The following is a 19,025-nucleotide window of genomic DNA, read 5'->3' on the forward strand; positions in this document are numbered from 1 at the left end:
GCTCGGGTCGACGGCGATGCCAGTTGCGAGGATTACTTTGAGGCCAGTGAGTGGAAACCCGCAATGATGGTTGCCACGAAGACGCGGAAGCTTCCGCCGACACCGCCGACGATCGCGGAGTTCATGCTGATCCTGGCAAAGCTGGGAGGCTACCTGGATCAGAAAGGCCAAGGCTCGCCTGGATCAAAGACCATCTGGCGAGGACTGCGGCGAATGGAAGCCTACCGCGAAGCCTACACCGTCTTCGGAACTAGCTAATAAGATGTGGGCTATAAAGAGGGCCTCCGCCACGGGTTCTTTTTTGCATTGAGACGCACTGCGTGTCTGAACAAGACGGCAAATATTCAAAAACGTTCGCCGCGTGACCAAGTAAACGATAGGCTGCCCCCGCCGCCACGGCCTCGATGTGGTCACACCTCGGAACGCGGGTTCGTCTGCCGTTTCACTGGCGACCGAATCAGGGACACGAACCCATCGTTTGCACAATCGATCGGTGATTCGTCTACAATATCGGACATCCCCCAATTCCGTCTCCCTCGAATTTACGTCGGGGGAACGAACGTTACCGACGGGACGATCGAACCCTTTGCGCACGATGCCACGAACACTCTTAGTTCAGTTCCGGAAACGGCGTTGCCGCCGACATATGCTCAATGGTTTCACGAACCTCGACTTTACTGAACCGCTACCTGCCCGCGTGGCTGCACTCCAAGGCAAGTTCGTGGTCAAACCGGCACCAGCCGGATTCACGATCGAGTGATTTCCGTAGTGCGTCGAGCGACACCCAACAGGGCTCTCAAACGCAGCACAGCGACAGCGGGTCGAGCAGTATCACGAATGCCGCGACCGGACCGCTCGCTTATGAGCTAGGTGACAACGATGGTATCTACGGTGAAGCCCCCATCAAAATCGGCCGTTTTGAAATCATTCGGCTGATCGGCGCGGGAGGCATGGGGAGCGTCTACCTTGCGAACGACTCTCTACTCAACCGCAAAGTCGCAATCAAAATCCCGCAGCAAACTTCGCTAATGAACCGACGAGTTCTGCAGCGATTCCACCAGGAAGCGACCACCGCGGCTCAACTGCGACACCCGAACCTGATCGGCGTCTACGAAACGGGTGTCGACTCAGGAACCCCGTTCATTGTTGCCGAATACGTCGAAGGCCCGAGCTTGGCGCAGTTACTACGATTTCGCACCGAACCGATGGACGTGATTGAAACGTCCACGTTGATCGAGTCGCTCGCCGATGGCATGCAAACCGCACACGCCCTGGGCATCCTCCACCGGGATTTGAAGCCTGGAAACGTTTTGCTGCAACTACGAGATCCGGACGCGACACAGATGTCGCTGAAGTCTCTCTCGGGATACGTCGGCCGGATCACGGACTTTGGCTTAGCACGTACCGAACAGCATGATTTCGCGCTAACCGAACCGGGACAGTTATTAGGATCGGCCGGCTACGCATCGCCCGAACAAGCATCGGCGAGACACAATGAGGTCAGCTTTCCCAGCGACGTTTTCTCGCTGGGCGTCATCCTTTACGAACTGCTGACCGCCCGCCGACCCTTCTCCCGGAAATCGATCGGTGCCACTCACCTTGCATTAGAAGTTGAAACGCCACGGCGTCCGCGCGCGATCCGCCCCGACGTGCCTCGGGACCTCGACGCGATCTGCATGAAGTGCTTGGAAAAAACAATTGCGAACCGCTACGGCACCGCCGAGGAACTGCGCGACGACCTTCGACGCTTTCTCAGCGGCCAACCCACACAGGCTCGCCCCGTACCGATGTGGGAGGAACTCCATCGCTGGAGTCGTCGCTCACCTTCGACCGCCGCACTTGTCTTCGTATGCCTTGCCTCACTCGTGTTTGGCGTTTGGGGATTGTCGATCTACTCAGGCCGCCTACTTCAACATGAGAAAGAACTGTCCGTCGCCCTGACGAACTCTCGCGTAGAACGCGCACGGGCCGACCGGCTGCTCAAAGAATCTCTCGCAGCTCAAGCCGAAGCACAACGTCAAGAATCGCTTGCACGACAACTCGTCTACGAAAGCGACATGCAACAAGCCTACCGGTTCTACGAAGAGAACCGCCTCAAAGACACTCGCAAGCTGCTCGATAAATACCCGGTGCTCGGTTACCCAACGGACCATCGAGACCTCAGCTGGAAATGGCTCAATGCCAAACTCAGAGCCCGATACCGGATTCTCGGACAACACAACGGCCCCGCCACCGAAGTCGCGATCGACCCAACCACCGGCGATACTTGGAGCGTTGGCAAAGACGGCGTCATGAGAAAGTTCAGCTTTGAACAGGAACGCGAGACAGATCGAATTGACTTGAAGTCCGGTGAGATGAATGCCATCGCGATTACAAATGACGGGTCAGAAATTGCCGTTGGCGTTAGCAAAGGCAGATTCGGACTGCACGCGATTGCCTTCGTCGATCCTAAAACCAGGTCAGTCTCACACGACATCGAAGGAGTGCCCACCACGGTTGAAGCATTAGCCTGGTCCGGCGACGACCAATGGCTCGCCCTGGCGGCTCGATATGGGGACGCCTTTCTGTGGAACCGCGGCCATGGAATCTCCCGCACGTTTGCCAGTGGAACTCGAAACATGCAAATTGCCATCCGCGGAATACCGCACGAACTGGTCCTATCAACGCCTGAGAGATTTGGCAGTCACGACATCGCGACCGGTAAGCCGACAGAAAACATCGCGGACAGTAACCGAGGATTGATGTTCGCCATGTCGCCATCGGGGGACACGATTGCGCACCACAGCCCCAAAAACCGAACCCCCTATATCAGCCGCCTTACCGACAAATGGCGGCAAACGGCCCTGACAGGGCGCGTCCTAGGAACGACCAGGGCCATGGCCCTTAACGCCCAGGCGACTCAACTTGCGATTGCTACCGACGACGGGATGGTTCAAACATGGGCGCTCGATTCCCCCCAAGCTAGTCCGCCCAAGAAAGCCAATGCCAAAACACCTCCGCCGAACTCCTTGGACCAATTTCACGCCAGCACGTTGCACGATGGCCCCTGCATGTCGGTCGCTTACATCGACAACGACTGGCTCGCGTGCAGTGGCGAAGACGGAGTGGTCGCCGCATACAATGCCCTAGGGACCGCGATCAGGCCTCTCACGGGGCCCGAACACCAAGTCTACGACTGCTGGTGCAGCCGAAACGGAACACGTGTTTTGACGCTCGACACAAACGCAAAACTGACTCTCTTCGATCGTGACACGAAGGACCCGACACGGTGGTCACAAACCGCTGCCTATCATGTCTTCGACAGCGGCACAACAGAGACTTCGAAGGACTGGAAATCCCGGATCAAGAAATGGAAACATGCAGACGAGCAATGGCTCGCGGTGAGTCACGATGAATCACGTGCGATCGTTTGTTACGACGTTGGCAGCATTGCGATTGTGGACTTACAGTCCCAATCCCCGATCGCGCACTTTCACACCGAATTGGATCCGCATGATGATGAGTGGATTGTCTCAGTCGCAATTTCACCTGACGGAAAATTTGCCGCCATCGGCTGTTCTGACCGAAGCTTGATCGTGTGGTCAGTCGACGACCAGACCAAACGATTCGAACGCCAATACACTGACAATGTCGAAATTGTCCTCTTTTCTAACGACGGTAAATGGATGCTGGTGGGAGGTCGGTACGAAGATCTATCCGTCTTCTCTACGAACGATTTCCAACCACGCTGGACCGTTGAAGCAGGCGACGGAACACTCGGAGGAATCTTCACTGACGACAGCCGCCGACTGGTGATCGGACACTTGGACCACTCGATTCGGGTTTGGGATGTCGAATCAGGGTCACAGCTAGCGGTACTCCAAGGCCATGACCATCAGTTGTCCGAACTCGAAATCAGCCAAGACCAAAAGACCTTGATCAGCATCGACGAGGCGGGCGACACTCAGGCCTGGAGCATGCGAGACTACAACAAGATCGGGCCGCTTTGGCCCGAAGCCAACACGGACCAACATCTGCGCCGCGTCCGACTATCAGAGGACACTGACCAAGCCATCCTCATGATTAGCGACGCTGACAAAGTCCGGACCCTTCATGTCATTCGTTTCGACGCGGCACCGAAGTAACCGCGAGACACCATCGGCGAAGAAACATCCCGTTCGCGGACCTACTCGGCCGTGCGAAACCGGTTCAGCGTGTAATACGCCACATTGTGAAGCAGTTCACCGTCATCGGCACCGCGCACGCCATCGGCATGCAACTCGTGAACATGCCCTAACTGCAATCCATTAACCGCCAGACTCACACTCTTGCGATCGTCCGAGACACTCACGGATTGGATCGTCGGTTGCGTCGCATCCACCTCCGGACTGCCGTACTGCGACCGATATTCGTAGGTGTAAGTCGACATTCGATACGCGCCAACATCGCCCGCGGCATCCGGATCAACCTCCTGCGTGAACTCCAACTCAAAGCCGTTCGGAGTCAAACGCATCTCTTTGATTTCGAACGGAACCTTACCCGTCCAATCGAGGCGTTCAACGGCAAACGGACGCCGCCCCACCGATCCCCAACCGCGATTCGTCCCGCCGACAAACAATGCGCCACTGGCGTCCATCTCGACGCCCACATTTCCGGACCCAAAACCGCTCCGAAACGGAAAACAGGCGCCCTGCCAAACCCCATCCACTTCTTCCAAAAACACTCGCATGATCCGGCTCTGAGTTTGGTCACCCACGAAGAGTTGACCGGCGAACGGCCCGAACTTTCCTGCCGTCGAATCACACGCTATCCCCGACGCACTCTTACCGAGTTTGTCGTAAGGAAACAGGATCACGGGAGGAACCAACTCAGGAATCTTCGCCGTTTCAACGTGCATGCGACTGCCGCTTTCGGGCTCCGTGGGTCGTGGCCCCATCGATGGTGCCGAGTCGTACCACTGGAACCCGCCAGGGTGCCCAACGAATTTACCTTGCTGCAACAACTTCAGCCCACACGTTCCATTCCATGGACCCTGATTGTCGGTGTAGAAAAGATTGCCATGCAAATCACTCCCGATCCCGCCGGGTGAACGCACCCCGCTACACATTGGCAACGTTTGACCATCGGAAGTGACCTTCATCGCCCACCCACGAAAGGGCACCGCGCTCGAGAAAGATCCCGTCAAACAAAGAGTCAAAACCATGTCGCCGTTTTCGTCGAATTTGGATCCGAACGCGTACTCGTGGTAGTCACCCGACACGCCCCATCCGTCGGCATGGGTTTCGAAAACGTCCGCCAATCCATCGCCATCGGTATCACGCATCCGTGTTACCTCGGGACGCTGAGTCGCATAAAGCCAACCGTCTCGCTCTGCCAAACTCAGTGGTTCGTGTAACCCGCGTGCGTATACTCGCACCTGATCCGCGGTCACCTTTTCAGCGAGGGGATCAGAAATCATGAAGATGTCCCCGCGACGTGAACACACCGCGAGCTTTCCATCCGGCATCCGCTGAAAACCACACGCCTCGATCACTTCATCGGGCGGCAACTCGAACGTAATGATGCGATAGAAATCATCTTCCGTTGGCTTCGCCGCGTTTGCCGGAACAACGAACAGCAACGCGGCTACGACGAGCGGCCATGCAGGTTTGAATTGAGACATATCGTTAGGAACCAAAGAGGATAAAAGTTTTTTAAAGAAGCGACCGAAACGGAATAATTCAAAATGCGTGCGGCATCCGCCGGCCACCGTTACCAACGAATGGTCTGTGTCACCGTTGTCGTTGAATCCGCCGCGATGGCAGCCCGCAATACCTGCGATCCGTTCACGCTCAACAACTGAACCTTGACACCCTCGACCGAAACCGTCGCTCGATCGTCGATGCGATACCCACCATCGACGGGCTCAATTTTTCCCGTGGCGATCTGCCAAACCAAAACACCCTCCGGCGCCGCGTCCGAAGCATGAAATGTGAAACGCCGTCGCAAACCATCCGCATCCGGCACTGGGAAATCTTCGACAAGGATTTCGCCGATGGTGTAACGGAAGCTCGGATTCCCATTCTCATCGAGACGATAACCTCGCATTTGATAGCCAAGATCGCGTCCGGATTCCTTTGGCCACGGCTCCGACACGCTCGCAAGCATCGCGAGAGGTGACGCCGAATCGACGGTCAAAACCGCATCTCCGAGCGGTTGCTGACTACCTTGGCCGCGTCCCCGCCAATGCAGAGAAGCGTCGACGAACGCGTTCTTCCATACCTTCGCGAGCGACATTCGCTCTGCATCCCAAATCAAGTTCAGATCTGCGGGATAGCCCACGCCGATTCCACGAGGGCTGACGTCGGTGAAGAAGTTGCGGTAGATCCTCGGCCGCTGATTCGCAGCCAGAACGATCGCTTTCTGATTAAGCCCCTGGGGTTCTTTTGCCTTGGTACCCATTACCAGGTATTCCCAGATCGCATCGATTTGCCGCGCCGGGTCACCTCCATCGATATCCACCAACGCTGAACGGCCGTCTACAAAACTGTTTGGCATCCGCGTTCCCGGTCGATATTTCGTCGGATCCTGCAAATACCGTTGAAACCATTCATGACGCAAACGCTGGGGCATCATCAACATGTCAATCGCGCCGAGCCCGCCAGCATCGTTTCCGTTGTAGCTGTGACACTTGATACAAGACAAACCGGCGTTGCCGCAAAGTTTTCGGCCGTCGATTTGCACCTGCTGCAACGTTTTCGTGGCCGGATAAGTCTGCACTTCATCGCTGCGATCGAGCCTCACGATGGCATCATAAAACCCGGCCAACCGTTCCTGGTCAAATGCCGGCATGCGAGTGTGCATGTAGCCACGGGCGTTCGCCCCCTCACTCAAAACATCCTTCAAGTAACCATCGTTGAGTTTATCTGCGACTCCGGTGAGCGACGGCGGCAACCGTCCTTCTAAACCCATCTCCGGGATCGTGGTGTGGAAAAACTCATCACGACTCGCCTCAGGTCCGCCGATCGAATCTCGTTCATGGCAGGCGTAACAATTCAGAGCCATCATGGTGAATTGCACCTGCCGTGAATCCTCTTGGGCAGGCACTTCACCGGCACGACGTCGATCCAGCGCTGCGGCAATCGCGTTGACCTGCGTCGCCCCCAATCCGTAGTCGACTGCGGGAGCCTTGGCTGGCACCGCCAAACAACCTCGCGTCAACGTCAATTCGTGCAGCGGCATCGCCATCTTCAGACTCGCCGAGTCGCTGCCTTCGAAATCATGGCAGTTAATGCAGCCCGCGCTACCGAAAAGTTTCTGCCCCAAATCAACGAGCGATTCATCAGGCTCAAACGCACTGGGCAGCAAATCGATCGGGGCACCTTCTTCGCCGCCCGTCAGCCATACCGAAATATCGTCTTGCCCCAACCGCGGGTCTTTCATTTTCAGGCTCAGCGCGATTTGGCCGCCACCGTCAAAATACTCAACACGGATCGGATACACGCCCGCCTTCATCGTGTAGGTGGCCTCGCGAGACGACTCGGGATGGATACCGTCGTGTTCCAACCGGTGCCCGTCAATTTCCATCGCCGAACCATCATCACTCGACAGCACGAACGTGTACTCGCCGTTGTTTTCGATCGAAACATTCGCTTCGAAAACAGCTGCAAAGTTGTTCGCGGGGTTGATGTCATCGATTTTCAAATCACCAACTTCGGCAGTCGCAACCGGGTCCATTTCATCGAAGTTCGGCAACTGATTCCAATTCCCGCGATAAAGCCGGCGGGTGAATTGCCCACTGCTTTCCCCCACTGTCGTTTCCGCAGTCAGATAGGCTGCCACCGCCGCAATTTCTTCCGTCGATCCGACCATCGCTGGCATCCGCAGACCTTCACGAATCGTCGTGCAATTTTGCAGAAAATGGATCAGCGACGGGACCGTGTATTTGCGGTGGGTTTGACCGAGCGGCACTGTCGTCGCGAGTGGTGTCTTCTTGTTGTCATCGCCGATCGCCCCGTGACACGCGACGCATCCGACTTCGTGATAAAGCTTCTCACCTTTGTTGGCGAGATTTTGGCTAACGACGCGATCGACGAGCTGCCCCTTACCACGTAGCATCAAATAGCTCGTGATCGCCTCGGCATTTTTCCGGCGAGTCTGATCATCCGCACCGGGCCAGGGGTCAGGCATGGTTGTCCCGGTCTTGGTCATGTGAGGATCGGCAATCATCGAAACGATCGAATCAGTCCGAACGCGGCCGGCAACTTCACTGAGATTCGGTCCTCGCTGCGCCGGCAACATCGACTCGTCATCACGGTGGCACGCCGCACACGCGAGTGACCCAATCAACACTTCACCGGCGTCGGCGACGGAGGTGGATGCGGTACCTACAAAACGTTCGAAACCAGGAACGATCGGACGGGCGGCTTCGCGTCGTGAATCGCGAGGCATCAACCAAATATTTCGAAAGCGAACCGGGTCGCCGTGATTCTGCAAAACGATCGGACCGGGTTCGGGACCGGCTTTCACCGTGGACGCTCGTGTTGGGTTTGGCACCTCGACATCGTTCTGAACGATGATGCCGTTGAGCCGCACCGTCATTCTGGCGTTCGCGGTTTTGTTGCCATCGGCGTCGTACCTCGCCGCGGTGAAATCGACATCGTAGGTTTGCCACCGCAGCGGCGGAAAACATGCATTCACCGAAGGAGCACTCACGGTGTAAATTCCGCCCGCTTCGTTATCGAGCCCTTCCAAACCGAACGAGTCGAGAATCTGAGTTTCGAATCGCCCCTGGTGATAGACGCCACTGTTGCCTCGCTTTTGGCCGCGAGCCTCCGGTGCGTATGGCGTTCGGAATTCAAGGTGTAAGGTGTAGTCGTGAAACCGCTGCTTCGTCTGCGTGCCTTCCTTAAGCAGACCGTCGTCGGTGAGCTGCCCTTTTTCCCAATGCTGATCGATCGCGTCCTGAGTCCCGTCGAACAACGCGATCGCTCCTGCGGGAGCATCTCGGCCCATCGTGGGACTGACCCGTTCGACTTTTTCTAACCCCATCGACTCGATCAAATCTTCGACTGCGTCGATATCGCTTTCGATGCGACGGGGCTGGCCGGTCGTTCCGGCCCCGGGCAACCCGCCCTCGTAAATGACCAAATCAAAGTCGCCATCGCCGGCCGCAATGACCTGCATGGCTCGATCCACACCGACGTACTCCCCCTGAATGGCGAAGTCGGGATCGTCCTGGGCCACCTCTGGATCCGGCGTTCCGGTTGCGACGGCAACCCGCTGGAAACACAGCGGAATGAGGCAAATGCCAGACATCAACAAGATCGTCCGCCAGGACGGAGGCCGACACAACAGAGGGCAATTCACGTTTGGGAATCTCACTTGGATAGGCAAAACGAAACTGTCTTCCTCAGAAAACTCGAACAGTTTTCTACTAAAAACAGGAGAGAAACGACGCGAAGGAGGCAAAAACACCCCTCACGCACGTTTTAAGCGGGAACTCGATAGCAGGCAGTAAGGCGGGACTGGCATACAGAGGCAAGGGAACCACGATAGCCAGCGAACAGCATGATAGTCACGAAATCGTGAGTGCTCAAACCCGTGCCCCCACTTAGAGGATTCGGGCACGCCAATTCGAAAAACAGTGGTTGCATTCTCTTCTCGTCGGCTAGAATCTGGTCCCCTGAAAGCCGGTCTCCGTTGAGCGGCGTTCACAACTTTGGTGAGGGTCAGCAACAACGATGGCAAAACACTCCACGAAGACAGAAGTCCGCACCGTCCTGATTAGCGACGTGCACTTGGGCTCGAAACACTCCCAATCGAAGCAGTGCCTCGAATTCCTGCGATCCTACTCGCCAAAGAAGGTCTATCTCGTCGGTGACTTCATCGACGGGTGGAGATGCAATCAGGGATGGCATTGGTCGGATGAGTGCAACGAAATCATCGAGCACTTGGAAGCCCTCATCAAAGAGGGAACCGAGGTCTACTACGTCCCGGGCAATCATGATTCGTTTCTGCGGAGCGAACACAGCCTGGAGATGTTGCCGGGCAAATTTGCAGACGTGCAATTCGCCAACGAGTTCGTCTTCGAGTCCGCCGGCGGATGGCGTTTCTTGATCACCCACGGTGACCTGTTCGACATGGTCGAAACGCAAGCACAGTGGGTTTCGAAAGTGACATCGTTCGCATACGACTCCGTCCTGAGTGCGAATCGGCTATTCAACCGATTACCGACCCGCCGGCGTAAAAACCCTTATGGTGCCTGCGCGGCGTTGAAGTCGGCGGTCAAACGCGTCGTGATGATGCTCAGCGGTTTCGAAGCCGCGATCATGCAACATGCTCGCGACCAAGATTGTGACGGAGTGATCTGCGGACACATCCACACACCTGCGATCGTGTACAGCGAAGAGATGCTGTACTGCAACACAGGCGATTGGGTTGAGAACTGCACCGGGTTGGTCGAGCACCTCGACGGCAGCATCCGGTTGGAATCGATCTACGGATCACCACGAATGCTCGAGTTGCCAACGCACCCACGTCAGCGCGCCTCAGCGTCGTCAGCACGAGATCGCTTCGCAGCCTGTCGTTAAACGCGGCGGTTTCCTGTGTCGCGATTTCATTGCCGCAATCATACATACGTTCGTTGCGTTCGGACGCCTAACGACTGCGATCTCGTTTGATGTAACAAACGCGATAGACCGGAATGCCGAACTTGCGACTACGTCGTTCAAAGTGCGTGTGATAGTCGAGGTCATGGGATGACTCTCGCTGCGTCTCGGGCAACGGCACTCCGAGTTCAGGCGTGATCTCGGCGATCAATTCGACCGTGAGTTCAAAATAATCGAGCACGTCGGTCCAAAAATGCAATCGCCCGCCCGTTCGCAGACAACGGCTGAACTGACGAATGTTTGACTCGCTCAAGACACGTCGTTTGCGATGACGTTTCTTCCACCACGGGTCAGGAAAGTACACGTGCACCGCTTCGAGTGAACCGCTCTCGATCCGCTCGACCGCCGGTTGCCCCACGTTCTCTCCCTCAACAACGATGCCCGACGCAAACAACGGCGTGGCGTCGCCGGCCAGCATCATGGCGTTGGCGCGTTTACGTTTTGCCAATCGAGCGGCCGCGTGGGCGGCATACTTCCGTGCGATCTCGATCCCGAAATAATTATGCTCGGGCCGCCGATCCGATTCGGTTTGAATGAACAACCCCTTGCCACTGCCGACTTCGATTTCCAGCGGCAGATCGTTGCCGAATAGCGATTGGCTCGACAGCATCGGAGGCAGGTCCTCCGGCGTTTTCAACCAGGTGGACAAATCGAGATCGGGATGCGGTTTTCGCAGTGCGGCGCGAGGCATGAAACGAAGGCTGGGGCTGGTAAACGGAAGGAAAAATGAGGAGATCCAACCGCCATCGTAACGCGTCAGAATTGCTCTACAATCTGGGCGGGACCAGATACAGCACGATCCGGCGGTTCTGAAGCCCCGAAAACGACATCGGATCGCCACGGGCCCTCGAGCTTTCCAGGCTCGACGTTTCTCGCCCCTGAGTTCTCCGCCACGAACGTCTCAATCACCGCGTCTCCCCAACACCAGCCTCTCAGCCCTCAAACCCACCCTATGAATTTTTCTGGACTCCGTATCGCTTCGCTCGAGAGCCGCCGGGCTGAAGACATGGCCCGCCTGATTACGAAATTTGGTGGTGAGGCCTGCGTGAGCCCCTCAATGCGCGAGGTCCCTATCGAGCCTAATCGGCCCGCAATCGATTTTGCTTATCGTGTCATCACCGGTGAAATCCCGATCATGATTTTCATGACCGGGGTCGGATTTCGCTATTTGCTCAAGAGCACCGAAAAGCACGTCGACTCCCAACGCTTTATCGACGCACTCAGTGACATCACGACGATCGCCCGCGGCCCCAAACCCGCGTCGGCAATGAAACAGGTTGGAATCACGGCGACCCATCGTGTCCCCGAGCCTAACACGTGGCGTGATTTGCTCCGGACGATTGACGAAGGCATCCCGGTCGCCAACCAAGTCGTCGGCATCCAAGAATATGGTGTCACCAACACGTCATTGATCGCGGGTTTGGAGGCACGCGGCGCGATCCCTGAAACCGTCCGCGTTTATGGATGGGAATACCCTGAGGACACCGGCCCGCTCGAAGAGAACGTGAAAGCGATCGCCAAGGGGGAACGTGACATCCTGCTGCTGACGAGCGCTCACCAAGTCGTCAACATGCTTCGGATGGCCGATTCGTTGAACCTGACGGAAGCACTGCGTGACGGACTCGCCCAAACCGCCATCGTCTCGATCGGCCCAACGACCAGTGACATGCTTCGCGAGAGCGACATCCACGTGGACATGGAACCGTCGCATCCGAAGATGGGACACCTCGTCAGTGAGTCCGCCCGCGAAGCAACCGCACTGGTTGAAAAGCGGCGGACCGCATACCAAGCCGAATCAACCACTCGAGTTTCAATGACCTCTTCGTCCGATCGTGAACCCCTCACCGCCATTGATGACCATCCGTCGCAGTCCAGCCTATTCATGATGGCTTGCCGCGGCGAACCGACGCCCCGCACGCCCATTTGGTTGATGCGGCAAGCAGGTCGTTACATGCAGGAGTATCGATCCGTACGGTCGCAGCAAACCTTTCTCGAACTGTGTGCGAACCCTGCCTTGTGCAGCGAAGTGATGTGCACGGCGGTGGAACGTCTCGGTGTCGACGCGGCAATCATCTTTTCGGACTTGCTGCCGATCCTGGTGCCGATGGGATTCGATCTGGAATTCGTCAAAGGCGATGGCCCCGTCATCCACAACCCGGTTCGAACCGCGTCGGACGTTGATCGCGTCAAACCGCTCGACAACCCTCAGGATCTCGGATTCGTTTACGAGACCGTTCGTCAAACTCGCAAAGACCTGCCCGAATCGATCCCGCTGATCGGATTCGCCGGGGCCCCGTTCACACTGGCGAGCTACGCGATCGAGGGCGGTGGCAGCAAGCAGTACGCCGCGACCAAACAACTCATGCGTGCCAACGATGGTGGCTGGGCGGCGCTGATGGACCGGCTTACCGATGCGATCATCGTTTACCTCAACGAACAAATCGCGGCCGGAGCCCAATGCGTGCAATTGTTCGACAGTTGGGCGGGGTGCCTTTCCGCTGCCGACTACACCCGGTTCGTGTTGCCATGGATGCATCGAATCATCGCGGGCGTAGCGCCGGGTGTGCCTCTGATTAATTTTGCTACCGGCAACCCTGAATTGTTGCCTCTGCTGCGAGGCGATCGTCGTACCGTCGTCGGCGTCGATTGGCGGATCGACATGACATCCGCATGGAAACGGATCGGACACGACATCTCGGTTCAAGGAAACTTGGACCCGACGGTGCTGTTGACCGATCCTAAAACGATCCGTGCCGCCGCCAAAGAATTGCTCGACCAAGTCGGTGATCGTCCCGGCCATATCTTCAACCTTGGTCATGGCGTAATGCAAATGACGCCTGTTGAAAACGCAATCGAACTCGTTCGCGCCGTTCAGGAACTATCCGTCCGAGAGGACTTCTCCGGTGCACCGGATGACTCCGACGAACAGGATGATTCATGACCCTATCAGGTCGGCTCGATGACACCGCGATCAACCAATCGATCGTCTGCCCGTTGTGCCCTCTGCACTGCGATGACGTTCGCCTCGGTGAAACCGGCGACCTGATCGCAGACCATTGCCCCATTGTCGACGAGTTCAACGCGCCCTCGTCAGCATCTGACCGCGAATCGGCAACACTCGATTCAGCGGATAGTCGCTCGGAGGATCACGGCAAACGCTGGCGTCTGGTCACTACCGGAGTCGATCTTGCCACCGCACGGCAATTGTCCGATTGGCAACGTGACGGCCAAATCGATCTGACGATTGAATCCGATGCGAGCATCCAAGCGATACTCGAGGTGATCAGCCGCGACGGCATCGTTTCGGCAACCATCGCGGACGTCGCCACCCACGCGGACCTGATTTGGACGTTTGGACGTGTCGACGAAGCATGGCCGCGTCTGATGCAAAAGATTTGCCAAGGGCCACGCGGCGACGCGAATGATAACGTTTGTCGGTTCGGAGAATGCTCCGCCGATTCACTATCCCAATTCGCTGCGGCGACACGCCCGGACTCAGGCTCTGTCTCGAATGTGTCTGCGGAAATCTTCGGCCCGGCCGGCCAGATCGATCGTTGGAATTCGTCCAAATATGCCGCGATCCTGGTGGGCCCCGGTGCGTTTGCCCCCGGCGAAGAATCGATCTCGGCCGCGATGTTGTGCCGACTCGTCCGTCTTCGTAACGCGGATTCTCGTTGCGTTTTAGTGACGCTCGATTCCGCCGCGACGCTGCGAAGCGTTTGTTTGTGGAAGACAAACGAAAGCCCCTCGTCAATCGCCCCTGACAACACCGACGTGACGTTTGATATCCGATTGGGCTCTCCGCTGAACCGCGATTCGTGTCCCTCGACATTGCAGATCGGAGGCATCGACCCCGGCCCCAAATTGGCACACGCCTACCGCTCCAGCTCAACCGCCGGACTGCATCGCCGCGGCATGACGATTCGCGGCGACGGTTCGGTTTCGCTCCCGTTGGCGGCCCCGATGACCTGCGAACGCCCGGCCCCCTGTGAAATCATTCGCGGTTTAATCTCGCCACTGAGCCCGTCGTGAAACGCGAGACCGCCCAAAACGCGAGCTCCATCACGCACAACGGCGGCGACTTTTAGAACTCGATGACTTGTTTGTCGCTGACGATTTCACACGGCATCGAAAATCTCTCGTCACCCTTGTCCAACGTCAGCTCGTCGATCGGATTGACATGGGTCAACAGAACACGTTTGGGCGATGCCGCGGCACTGATTTGCGCGACCCGGTCGAGATAGCAGTGCCCGGTCTTGATCGCCCACTCGACCTGATGATCGTGAAAGTTGCATTCGTGCAACAACAGGTCCACATCCTTCATCCAGTGCAACGTGTCCTCATCGGTCGCACCAACCGTGTCCGTCGCGTAGAGAAGAACGCGTGAGGTTGCACCGGAGTCCGGACTGTTTGGCTCGTTGATGTTCGTCCAATGGATGCGATAGCCGATTGATCCACCGGGATGTTCCTGACGACGCCAACTGACACACGCTCCGTTGATTTCGAAGGTTTGATTCCCCGATGCATGGTCAGGGTCATCGATCGCACACCACTGGACAGGCAACTCCACGGGAAAAATGAATTCACTCGCCAACAGCGTTCGGATCGCGTTGATTTTTTCTGCCTCGCCCCAAACCCGCACGCTTTGAAGCGGATGCTGGTAAAGGATATCGAGCAAAAAGGTCAGCCCGACGATGTGATCGAGGTGAGCGTGAGAGAGCAGAATGTCGAGCGTGTCGGTCTTCAACAGCGATGGCAGCCGAAAGATGCCCGTCCCGGCATCGAGCAGCAGCCCCGTCTCGGGGACGAAGTAACACGACGTATGCCGCGTTTCGCTTGGGTGGTAGCCGGCCGTTCCGAGGCAATGGAGCTGCATGAGATTGTGTTTTTTCCAGCAAATACTCGCTGCGGGTGCGATTTCCTTCCCGCTATCGTCGTCTGTGGTGGCTGGCAAGTCTAGTTGCCTCACCCACAATGTCCTGGGAAACTCGTTTTCGACTCCTTCGAACGTCCGATTCGATTGAGTCAAGTCGTCGTGACGACATCCTCCCGACACCTCCTTTGTCCACTGTCGTTTTGAAATCCACCTCCAATCCCGAGACCAACGCTGGTACCGAAAACGCGGTGACGGTTCGTCATGCCACGGTTGAATTTGGGGGTGGCAGGCGATCAAGAGACCGTGTCAAAGCCATCGACAACGTGGACATTCCGATCCGGGCTGGAGAACGGCTGGCTCTCGTCGGGCAGAGTGGATGTGGCAAAACGACTCTATTGAGAGTGGTCGCGGGCCTGCAATCGCTCACCTCCGGCCAATGTGAACACCACAACCCGGGCTCGACGTCGTTTGTATTTCAACAGCCCGCGCTGCTGCCATGGCGACGGGTAATCCGCAACGTGCAACTGCCCCTTGAACTCCAATCGGGCAATCACAACGCCGTCTCGGCACGCGACGCCGCGACGGCCGCGTTGAAAGAAGTGGAGCTGAGCGATGCGACTCGTCGCTTTCCCTACCAACTGTCCGGCGGCATGAAGATGCGAGTTTCGATAGCCCGTGCGTTGGTGACTCGTCCGGATTTGTTATTGCTGGATGAACCGTTTGCGGCGCTCGATGATCTCCTCCGCACACAACTCGGCGAACTGGTCACTCGCCTGTGGCGGGCTCATCGATTCACCGTCGTGATGGTCACGCACAACATCAGTGAAGCAATTGCATTGAGCGATCGCATTTGTGTCATGCACGACGGACGAATCAGCTCGGTCCTTGAAAACCCCGTCACCCAATCGCAGCGTGACGCGAGTGTCGAACGATCAGAAGACGTGCGTCGCACGCCCGAGTTCGCCGAGTTCTACGGCGTCGTCAGTGATCAATTGCGGGAGGCGGCCGGCACATGATATCCCGCGAGCGCAACCAAACCGATCACCGAAAACCGTCCACAACCCACCAACGCATGCCCAACCATGGTTGGCATGATGCGGCGTGGAGCGTCGTCAGTGTCTTGGTGGTCGCGATTCTAGGCCTGCTCGTGTGGCACCTTTGTGTTCGCATTTTTGACCTGCCCAAAATCCTTTTGCCGACGCCGTGGCAAGTCGCTGAGGCGGGATGGCGACGACGAGACGAACTGCTAATGGCGAGCTGGGTGACGTTTTTCACCGCCGCCGTGAGCCTGATGGTGGCGATCCTGATCGGGGGCGTCCTGTCGGTCATCTTTAGTCAATCACGAATGCTTCGCCGCGCGTTTTTCCCTTACGTCATTTTTCTACAAACGGTCCCGATCGTGGCGATCGCGCCGCTGCTGATCATTTGGAGCGGATACGAATTCCGAACGGCGGTGATTGCGACGGTCATCATTTGTCTGTTCCCGATCGTCAACAACATCACCACGGGACTGGAATCGAGTCGGCCCGAACATCACGATTTATTCCGACTCTACGGCGCGTCGAGGTGGCAAATGTTGGTGCGTTTACAAATCCCAACATCGATTCGGTACTTGCTGCTCGGCGCACGGATCAGCAGCGGGCTGGCCGTGATTGGCGCGATCGTGGCCGAATTCTTCGTCAGCAATGGAGCCGATTACGTGGGGCTCGGCGCGTTGATGACGCGGTGGCAGGGGCTTCTGCAAACTGACGCGTTAATCGCCGCATTGGGGATGTCGACGTTGCTGGGACTGGCGTTATTCGGTTTGGTCAACGGCATCGGACTGATCTTCTTCAGCCGCTACACTCGGGTGGATTGATCTCGCCCTCGAAAACTCATCACCGGTGAAAACAGAAATGTTCAACTGCGAATCCAACAAAACCGTTTGGGCTATCACGCTGACTGCGTTCCTTGTCACGGGCACCACAGGCTGCTCGACGCAAAAATCCGAACCGGAGGGCTCGGCATCGGAGACGACCTCGGTCAGTGTGCAGTTGAATTGGTATCCGGAAGTCGAGCACGGCGGTGTTTATCAGGCGTTAATCGACGGCTCCTACAGTGATCGCGGGCTGGACGTCGAAATCAAACCGGGCGGCAGCGAAACGCCCGTCGCCCCCGAATTGCTGCTCGGCAGAAGCCACTTCGCGATCACCAACGCGGACGACGTGGTTCTGTTTCGAGCCCAGGGGGCGGACATCGTCGCCGTGCTGGCAGCGGTCCAGGACAACCCGCGATGTCTGCTCGTGCGGTCGGACAGCGGCGTCGAGACGTTTGACGACTTGTCCGGAATGACGCTGCAATGCCAGCCGGGACGAACGTTCCTGCCGTTTCTGCGACAGCGTGGCATTCTCGAGGGCGTGCGCGAGGTTCCCTATTTCAACTCGATCGCGGGAATGGTGAACGATCCCAAAATGGCCGTTCAGGCATACGTGGTTGCCGAACCGTTGCTCGCCCGGCAACAAGGCCTTGATATACGAACGTTAATGGTCAGTGAACTCGGTTGGAATCCGTATTCGAGTGTCTTGGTCACGACTGGTGACCTCATTCGCGAATCACCCGAGATGGTTCAGCAATTCGTGGACGCCACCCGTCTCGGATGGGAAAACTATCTGTCGGCACCCGACAAAGCCAACGCACAGATTCTGGCGGCGAACAAACACGGCATGACCGATGAGGTATTGCAATTCGGGGCTGAGCAGATGCGTGATCTCGCGTACCCTTCCGAAAAAACCAAACTGGGCCAGATGAGCTTGGATCGTTGGCAAACGCTCGTCGGTCAGATGAGCGAACTGGAAGTGATCGATGCCGATTCGGTCCAAGCCGAAGAGTGCTTTACGACGCAGTTCTTGCCTAACGAGTAGGCCGCGGCAGACCGCCCCCTTAGGACGCCTCCCTTTCGGACCTGCTTTGGCGTTAGGCAGAAGGTATCCCCCTGGCTTTCAGCGACTTCCAAAGGCAACAGTTGCTTCGAGGACAGGAGCGTGGTCGTTACCGCCCCGCCCAAACGCCGTGTTCGACTTTGGGTGGACCCACCCAAAAAGCGGTCAATCGGGAACCTATTTCATCCCGCAAACGTCAATATCGGTAAGGTCGGCACAGCGGTCTTGCGTTGCATATTCAGCGTCAAAGTCACGAAATCGACGATGGGTCCGGGCGAAAACATTGGAAAAACGTTGGATTTCCGACGTAAATGGTCTGTTTGTCGCCTCGTAAAAGGCGTGGCGGGGAGATCCCTGTTTTGGCAATCTTTGCGGATTAGCCTGCCGTTGATGGATCCGGACCACTGCGCCGGTTGGGACAACTCGTCGGGATGGCGAGACGACAACGCCTGTACTGAAAAACCTTGTTACCGCGACCGTACTTGGTCGACTTTTCCGATACATCCTGCTTTTCCGATTCCGCCGTCGCCCTGTTGTGGCGGAGCCGACCCGACGTACCGCGATCGATCGCCACGGTGACGCAGGCCCACTCAATCCCCGCAA

At 57.1% G+C, this 19,025-nt stretch carries 12 protein-coding genes; 8 read left to right on the plus strand and 4 right to left on the minus strand.

The features are described 5' to 3' along the window. A partial coding sequence (locus FHS27_RS09595) for an IS4 family transposase (protein ID WP_315854507.1) occupies positions 1-258 on the plus strand: 258 nt, incomplete at its 5' end. 395 nt (positions 259-653) lie between these two features. Beyond that, entirely contained in the window at positions 654-4,124 is a 3,471-nt protein-coding gene (locus FHS27_RS09600) for a serine/threonine-protein kinase (RefSeq protein WP_184304593.1), read from the plus strand. A gap of 41 nt (positions 4,125-4,165) precedes the next feature. Here the strand turns inward: FHS27_RS09600 and FHS27_RS09605 are convergent, their stop codons facing one another. Beyond that, the gene (locus tag FHS27_RS09605) at positions 4,166-5,641 is read right to left on the minus strand and encodes a DUF7133 domain-containing protein (protein ID WP_184304595.1); all 1,476 of its coding nucleotides are present in this window, start codon (positions 5,639-5,641) and stop codon (positions 4,166-4,168) included. 89 nt (positions 5,642-5,730) lie between these two features. Next, on the minus strand, positions 5,731-9,276 hold the full coding sequence (locus FHS27_RS09610; RefSeq protein WP_221224999.1) for a family 16 glycoside hydrolase: 3,546 nt from the start codon (positions 9,274-9,276) through the stop codon (positions 5,731-5,733). 425 nt (positions 9,277-9,701) lie between these two features. Between FHS27_RS09610 and FHS27_RS09615 the strand changes: the two genes are divergently transcribed. Then, positions 9,702-10,550: a UDP-2,3-diacylglucosamine diphosphatase gene (locus tag FHS27_RS09615; protein ID WP_184304597.1), complete on the plus strand. Its 849-nt coding sequence runs from the start codon at positions 9,702-9,704 to the stop codon at positions 10,548-10,550. 67 nt (positions 10,551-10,617) lie between these two features. Here FHS27_RS09615 and trmB read toward each other — a convergent pair whose 3' ends face one another. Continuing rightward, complete coding sequence (trmB, locus tag FHS27_RS09620) at positions 10,618-11,319, minus strand: tRNA (guanine(46)-N(7))-methyltransferase TrmB (RefSeq protein WP_184304599.1); 702 nt, start codon at positions 11,317-11,319, stop codon at positions 10,618-10,620. 261 nt (positions 11,320-11,580) lie between these two features. Between trmB and hemE the strand changes: the two genes are divergently transcribed. Together hemE and FHS27_RS09630 are read left to right on the plus strand one after the other, a co-directional pair. Further along, a complete protein-coding gene (hemE, locus tag FHS27_RS09625; RefSeq protein WP_184304601.1) occupies positions 11,581-13,569 on the plus strand; it encodes a uroporphyrinogen decarboxylase in 1,989 nt (662 codons plus the stop codon). Then, the gene (locus FHS27_RS09630; RefSeq protein WP_184304603.1) at positions 13,566-14,660 is read left to right on the plus strand and encodes a formylmethanofuran dehydrogenase; all 1,095 of its coding nucleotides are present in this window, start codon (positions 13,566-13,568) and stop codon (positions 14,658-14,660) included. Before hemE ends, FHS27_RS09630 begins: the two co-directional genes overlap by 4 nt. A gap of 52 nt (positions 14,661-14,712) precedes the next feature. Here the strand turns inward: FHS27_RS09630 and FHS27_RS09635 are convergent, their stop codons facing one another. After that, positions 14,713-15,504 carry an MBL fold metallo-hydrolase gene (locus FHS27_RS09635; protein ID WP_246419372.1) on the minus strand — a complete coding sequence of 264 codons (792 nt, stop codon included), beginning with the start codon at positions 15,502-15,504 and terminating at the stop codon, positions 14,713-14,715. A gap of 98 nt (positions 15,505-15,602) precedes the next feature. On the opposite strand from FHS27_RS09635, the gene FHS27_RS09640 reads away from it, so the two are divergent. From FHS27_RS09640 to FHS27_RS09650, 3 genes are read left to right on the plus strand one after another with little or no spacing between them, the layout of a single operon-like run. Beyond that, positions 15,603-16,520, plus strand: a complete 918-nt coding sequence (locus FHS27_RS09640; RefSeq protein WP_246419374.1) for an ABC transporter ATP-binding protein — start codon at positions 15,603-15,605, stop codon at positions 16,518-16,520. 56 nt (positions 16,521-16,576) lie between these two features. Further along, entirely contained in the window at positions 16,577-17,362 is a 786-nt protein-coding gene (locus FHS27_RS09645; protein ID WP_184304605.1) for an ABC transporter permease, read from the plus strand. A 25-nt stretch (positions 17,363-17,387) separates the two neighbouring features. Then, positions 17,388-18,404: an ABC transporter substrate-binding protein gene (locus FHS27_RS09650; RefSeq protein ID WP_184304607.1), complete on the plus strand. Its 1,017-nt coding sequence runs from the start codon at positions 17,388-17,390 to the stop codon at positions 18,402-18,404. Positions 18,405-19,025: the final 621 nt, after the last annotated feature.

Origin of the sequence: Aporhodopirellula rubra, assembly GCF_014192335.1 — a bacterium.
In the GTDB taxonomy this organism is placed as follows: Bacteria; Planctomycetota; Planctomycetia; order Pirellulales; family Pirellulaceae; genus Rhodopirellula; species Rhodopirellula rubra.

What these genes read in the sequence shown, in the direction of transcription:
- FHS27_RS09645 (WP_184304605.1), top strand. Translation starts at nt 16,577, where the DNA reads ATGCCCAACCATGGTTGGCATGATGCGGCGTGGAGCGTCGTCAGTGTC.
- FHS27_RS09610 (WP_221224999.1), bottom strand. Translation starts at nt 9,276, where the DNA reads ATGTCTGGCATTTGCCTCATTCCGCTGTGTTTCCAGCGGGTTGCCGTC.
- FHS27_RS09640 (WP_246419374.1), top strand. Translation starts at nt 15,603, where the DNA reads ATGTCCTGGGAAACTCGTTTTCGACTCCTTCGAACGTCCGATTCGATT.
- FHS27_RS09615 (WP_184304597.1), top strand. Translation starts at nt 9,702, where the DNA reads ATGGCAAAACACTCCACGAAGACAGAAGTCCGCACCGTCCTGATTAGC.
- trmB (WP_184304599.1), bottom strand. Translation starts at nt 11,319, where the DNA reads ATGCCTCGCGCCGCACTGCGAAAACCGCATCCCGATCTCGATTTGTCC.
- FHS27_RS09600 (WP_184304593.1), top strand. Translation starts at nt 654, where the DNA reads ATGGTTTCACGAACCTCGACTTTACTGAACCGCTACCTGCCCGCGTGG.
- FHS27_RS09605 (WP_184304595.1), bottom strand. Translation starts at nt 5,641, where the DNA reads ATGTCTCAATTCAAACCTGCATGGCCGCTCGTCGTAGCCGCGTTGCTG.
- FHS27_RS09630 (WP_184304603.1), top strand. Translation starts at nt 13,566, where the DNA reads ATGACCCTATCAGGTCGGCTCGATGACACCGCGATCAACCAATCGATC.
- FHS27_RS09635 (WP_246419372.1), bottom strand. Translation starts at nt 15,504, where the DNA reads ATGCAGCTCCATTGCCTCGGAACGGCCGGCTACCACCCAAGCGAAACG.
- hemE (WP_184304601.1), top strand. Translation starts at nt 11,581, where the DNA reads ATGAATTTTTCTGGACTCCGTATCGCTTCGCTCGAGAGCCGCCGGGCT.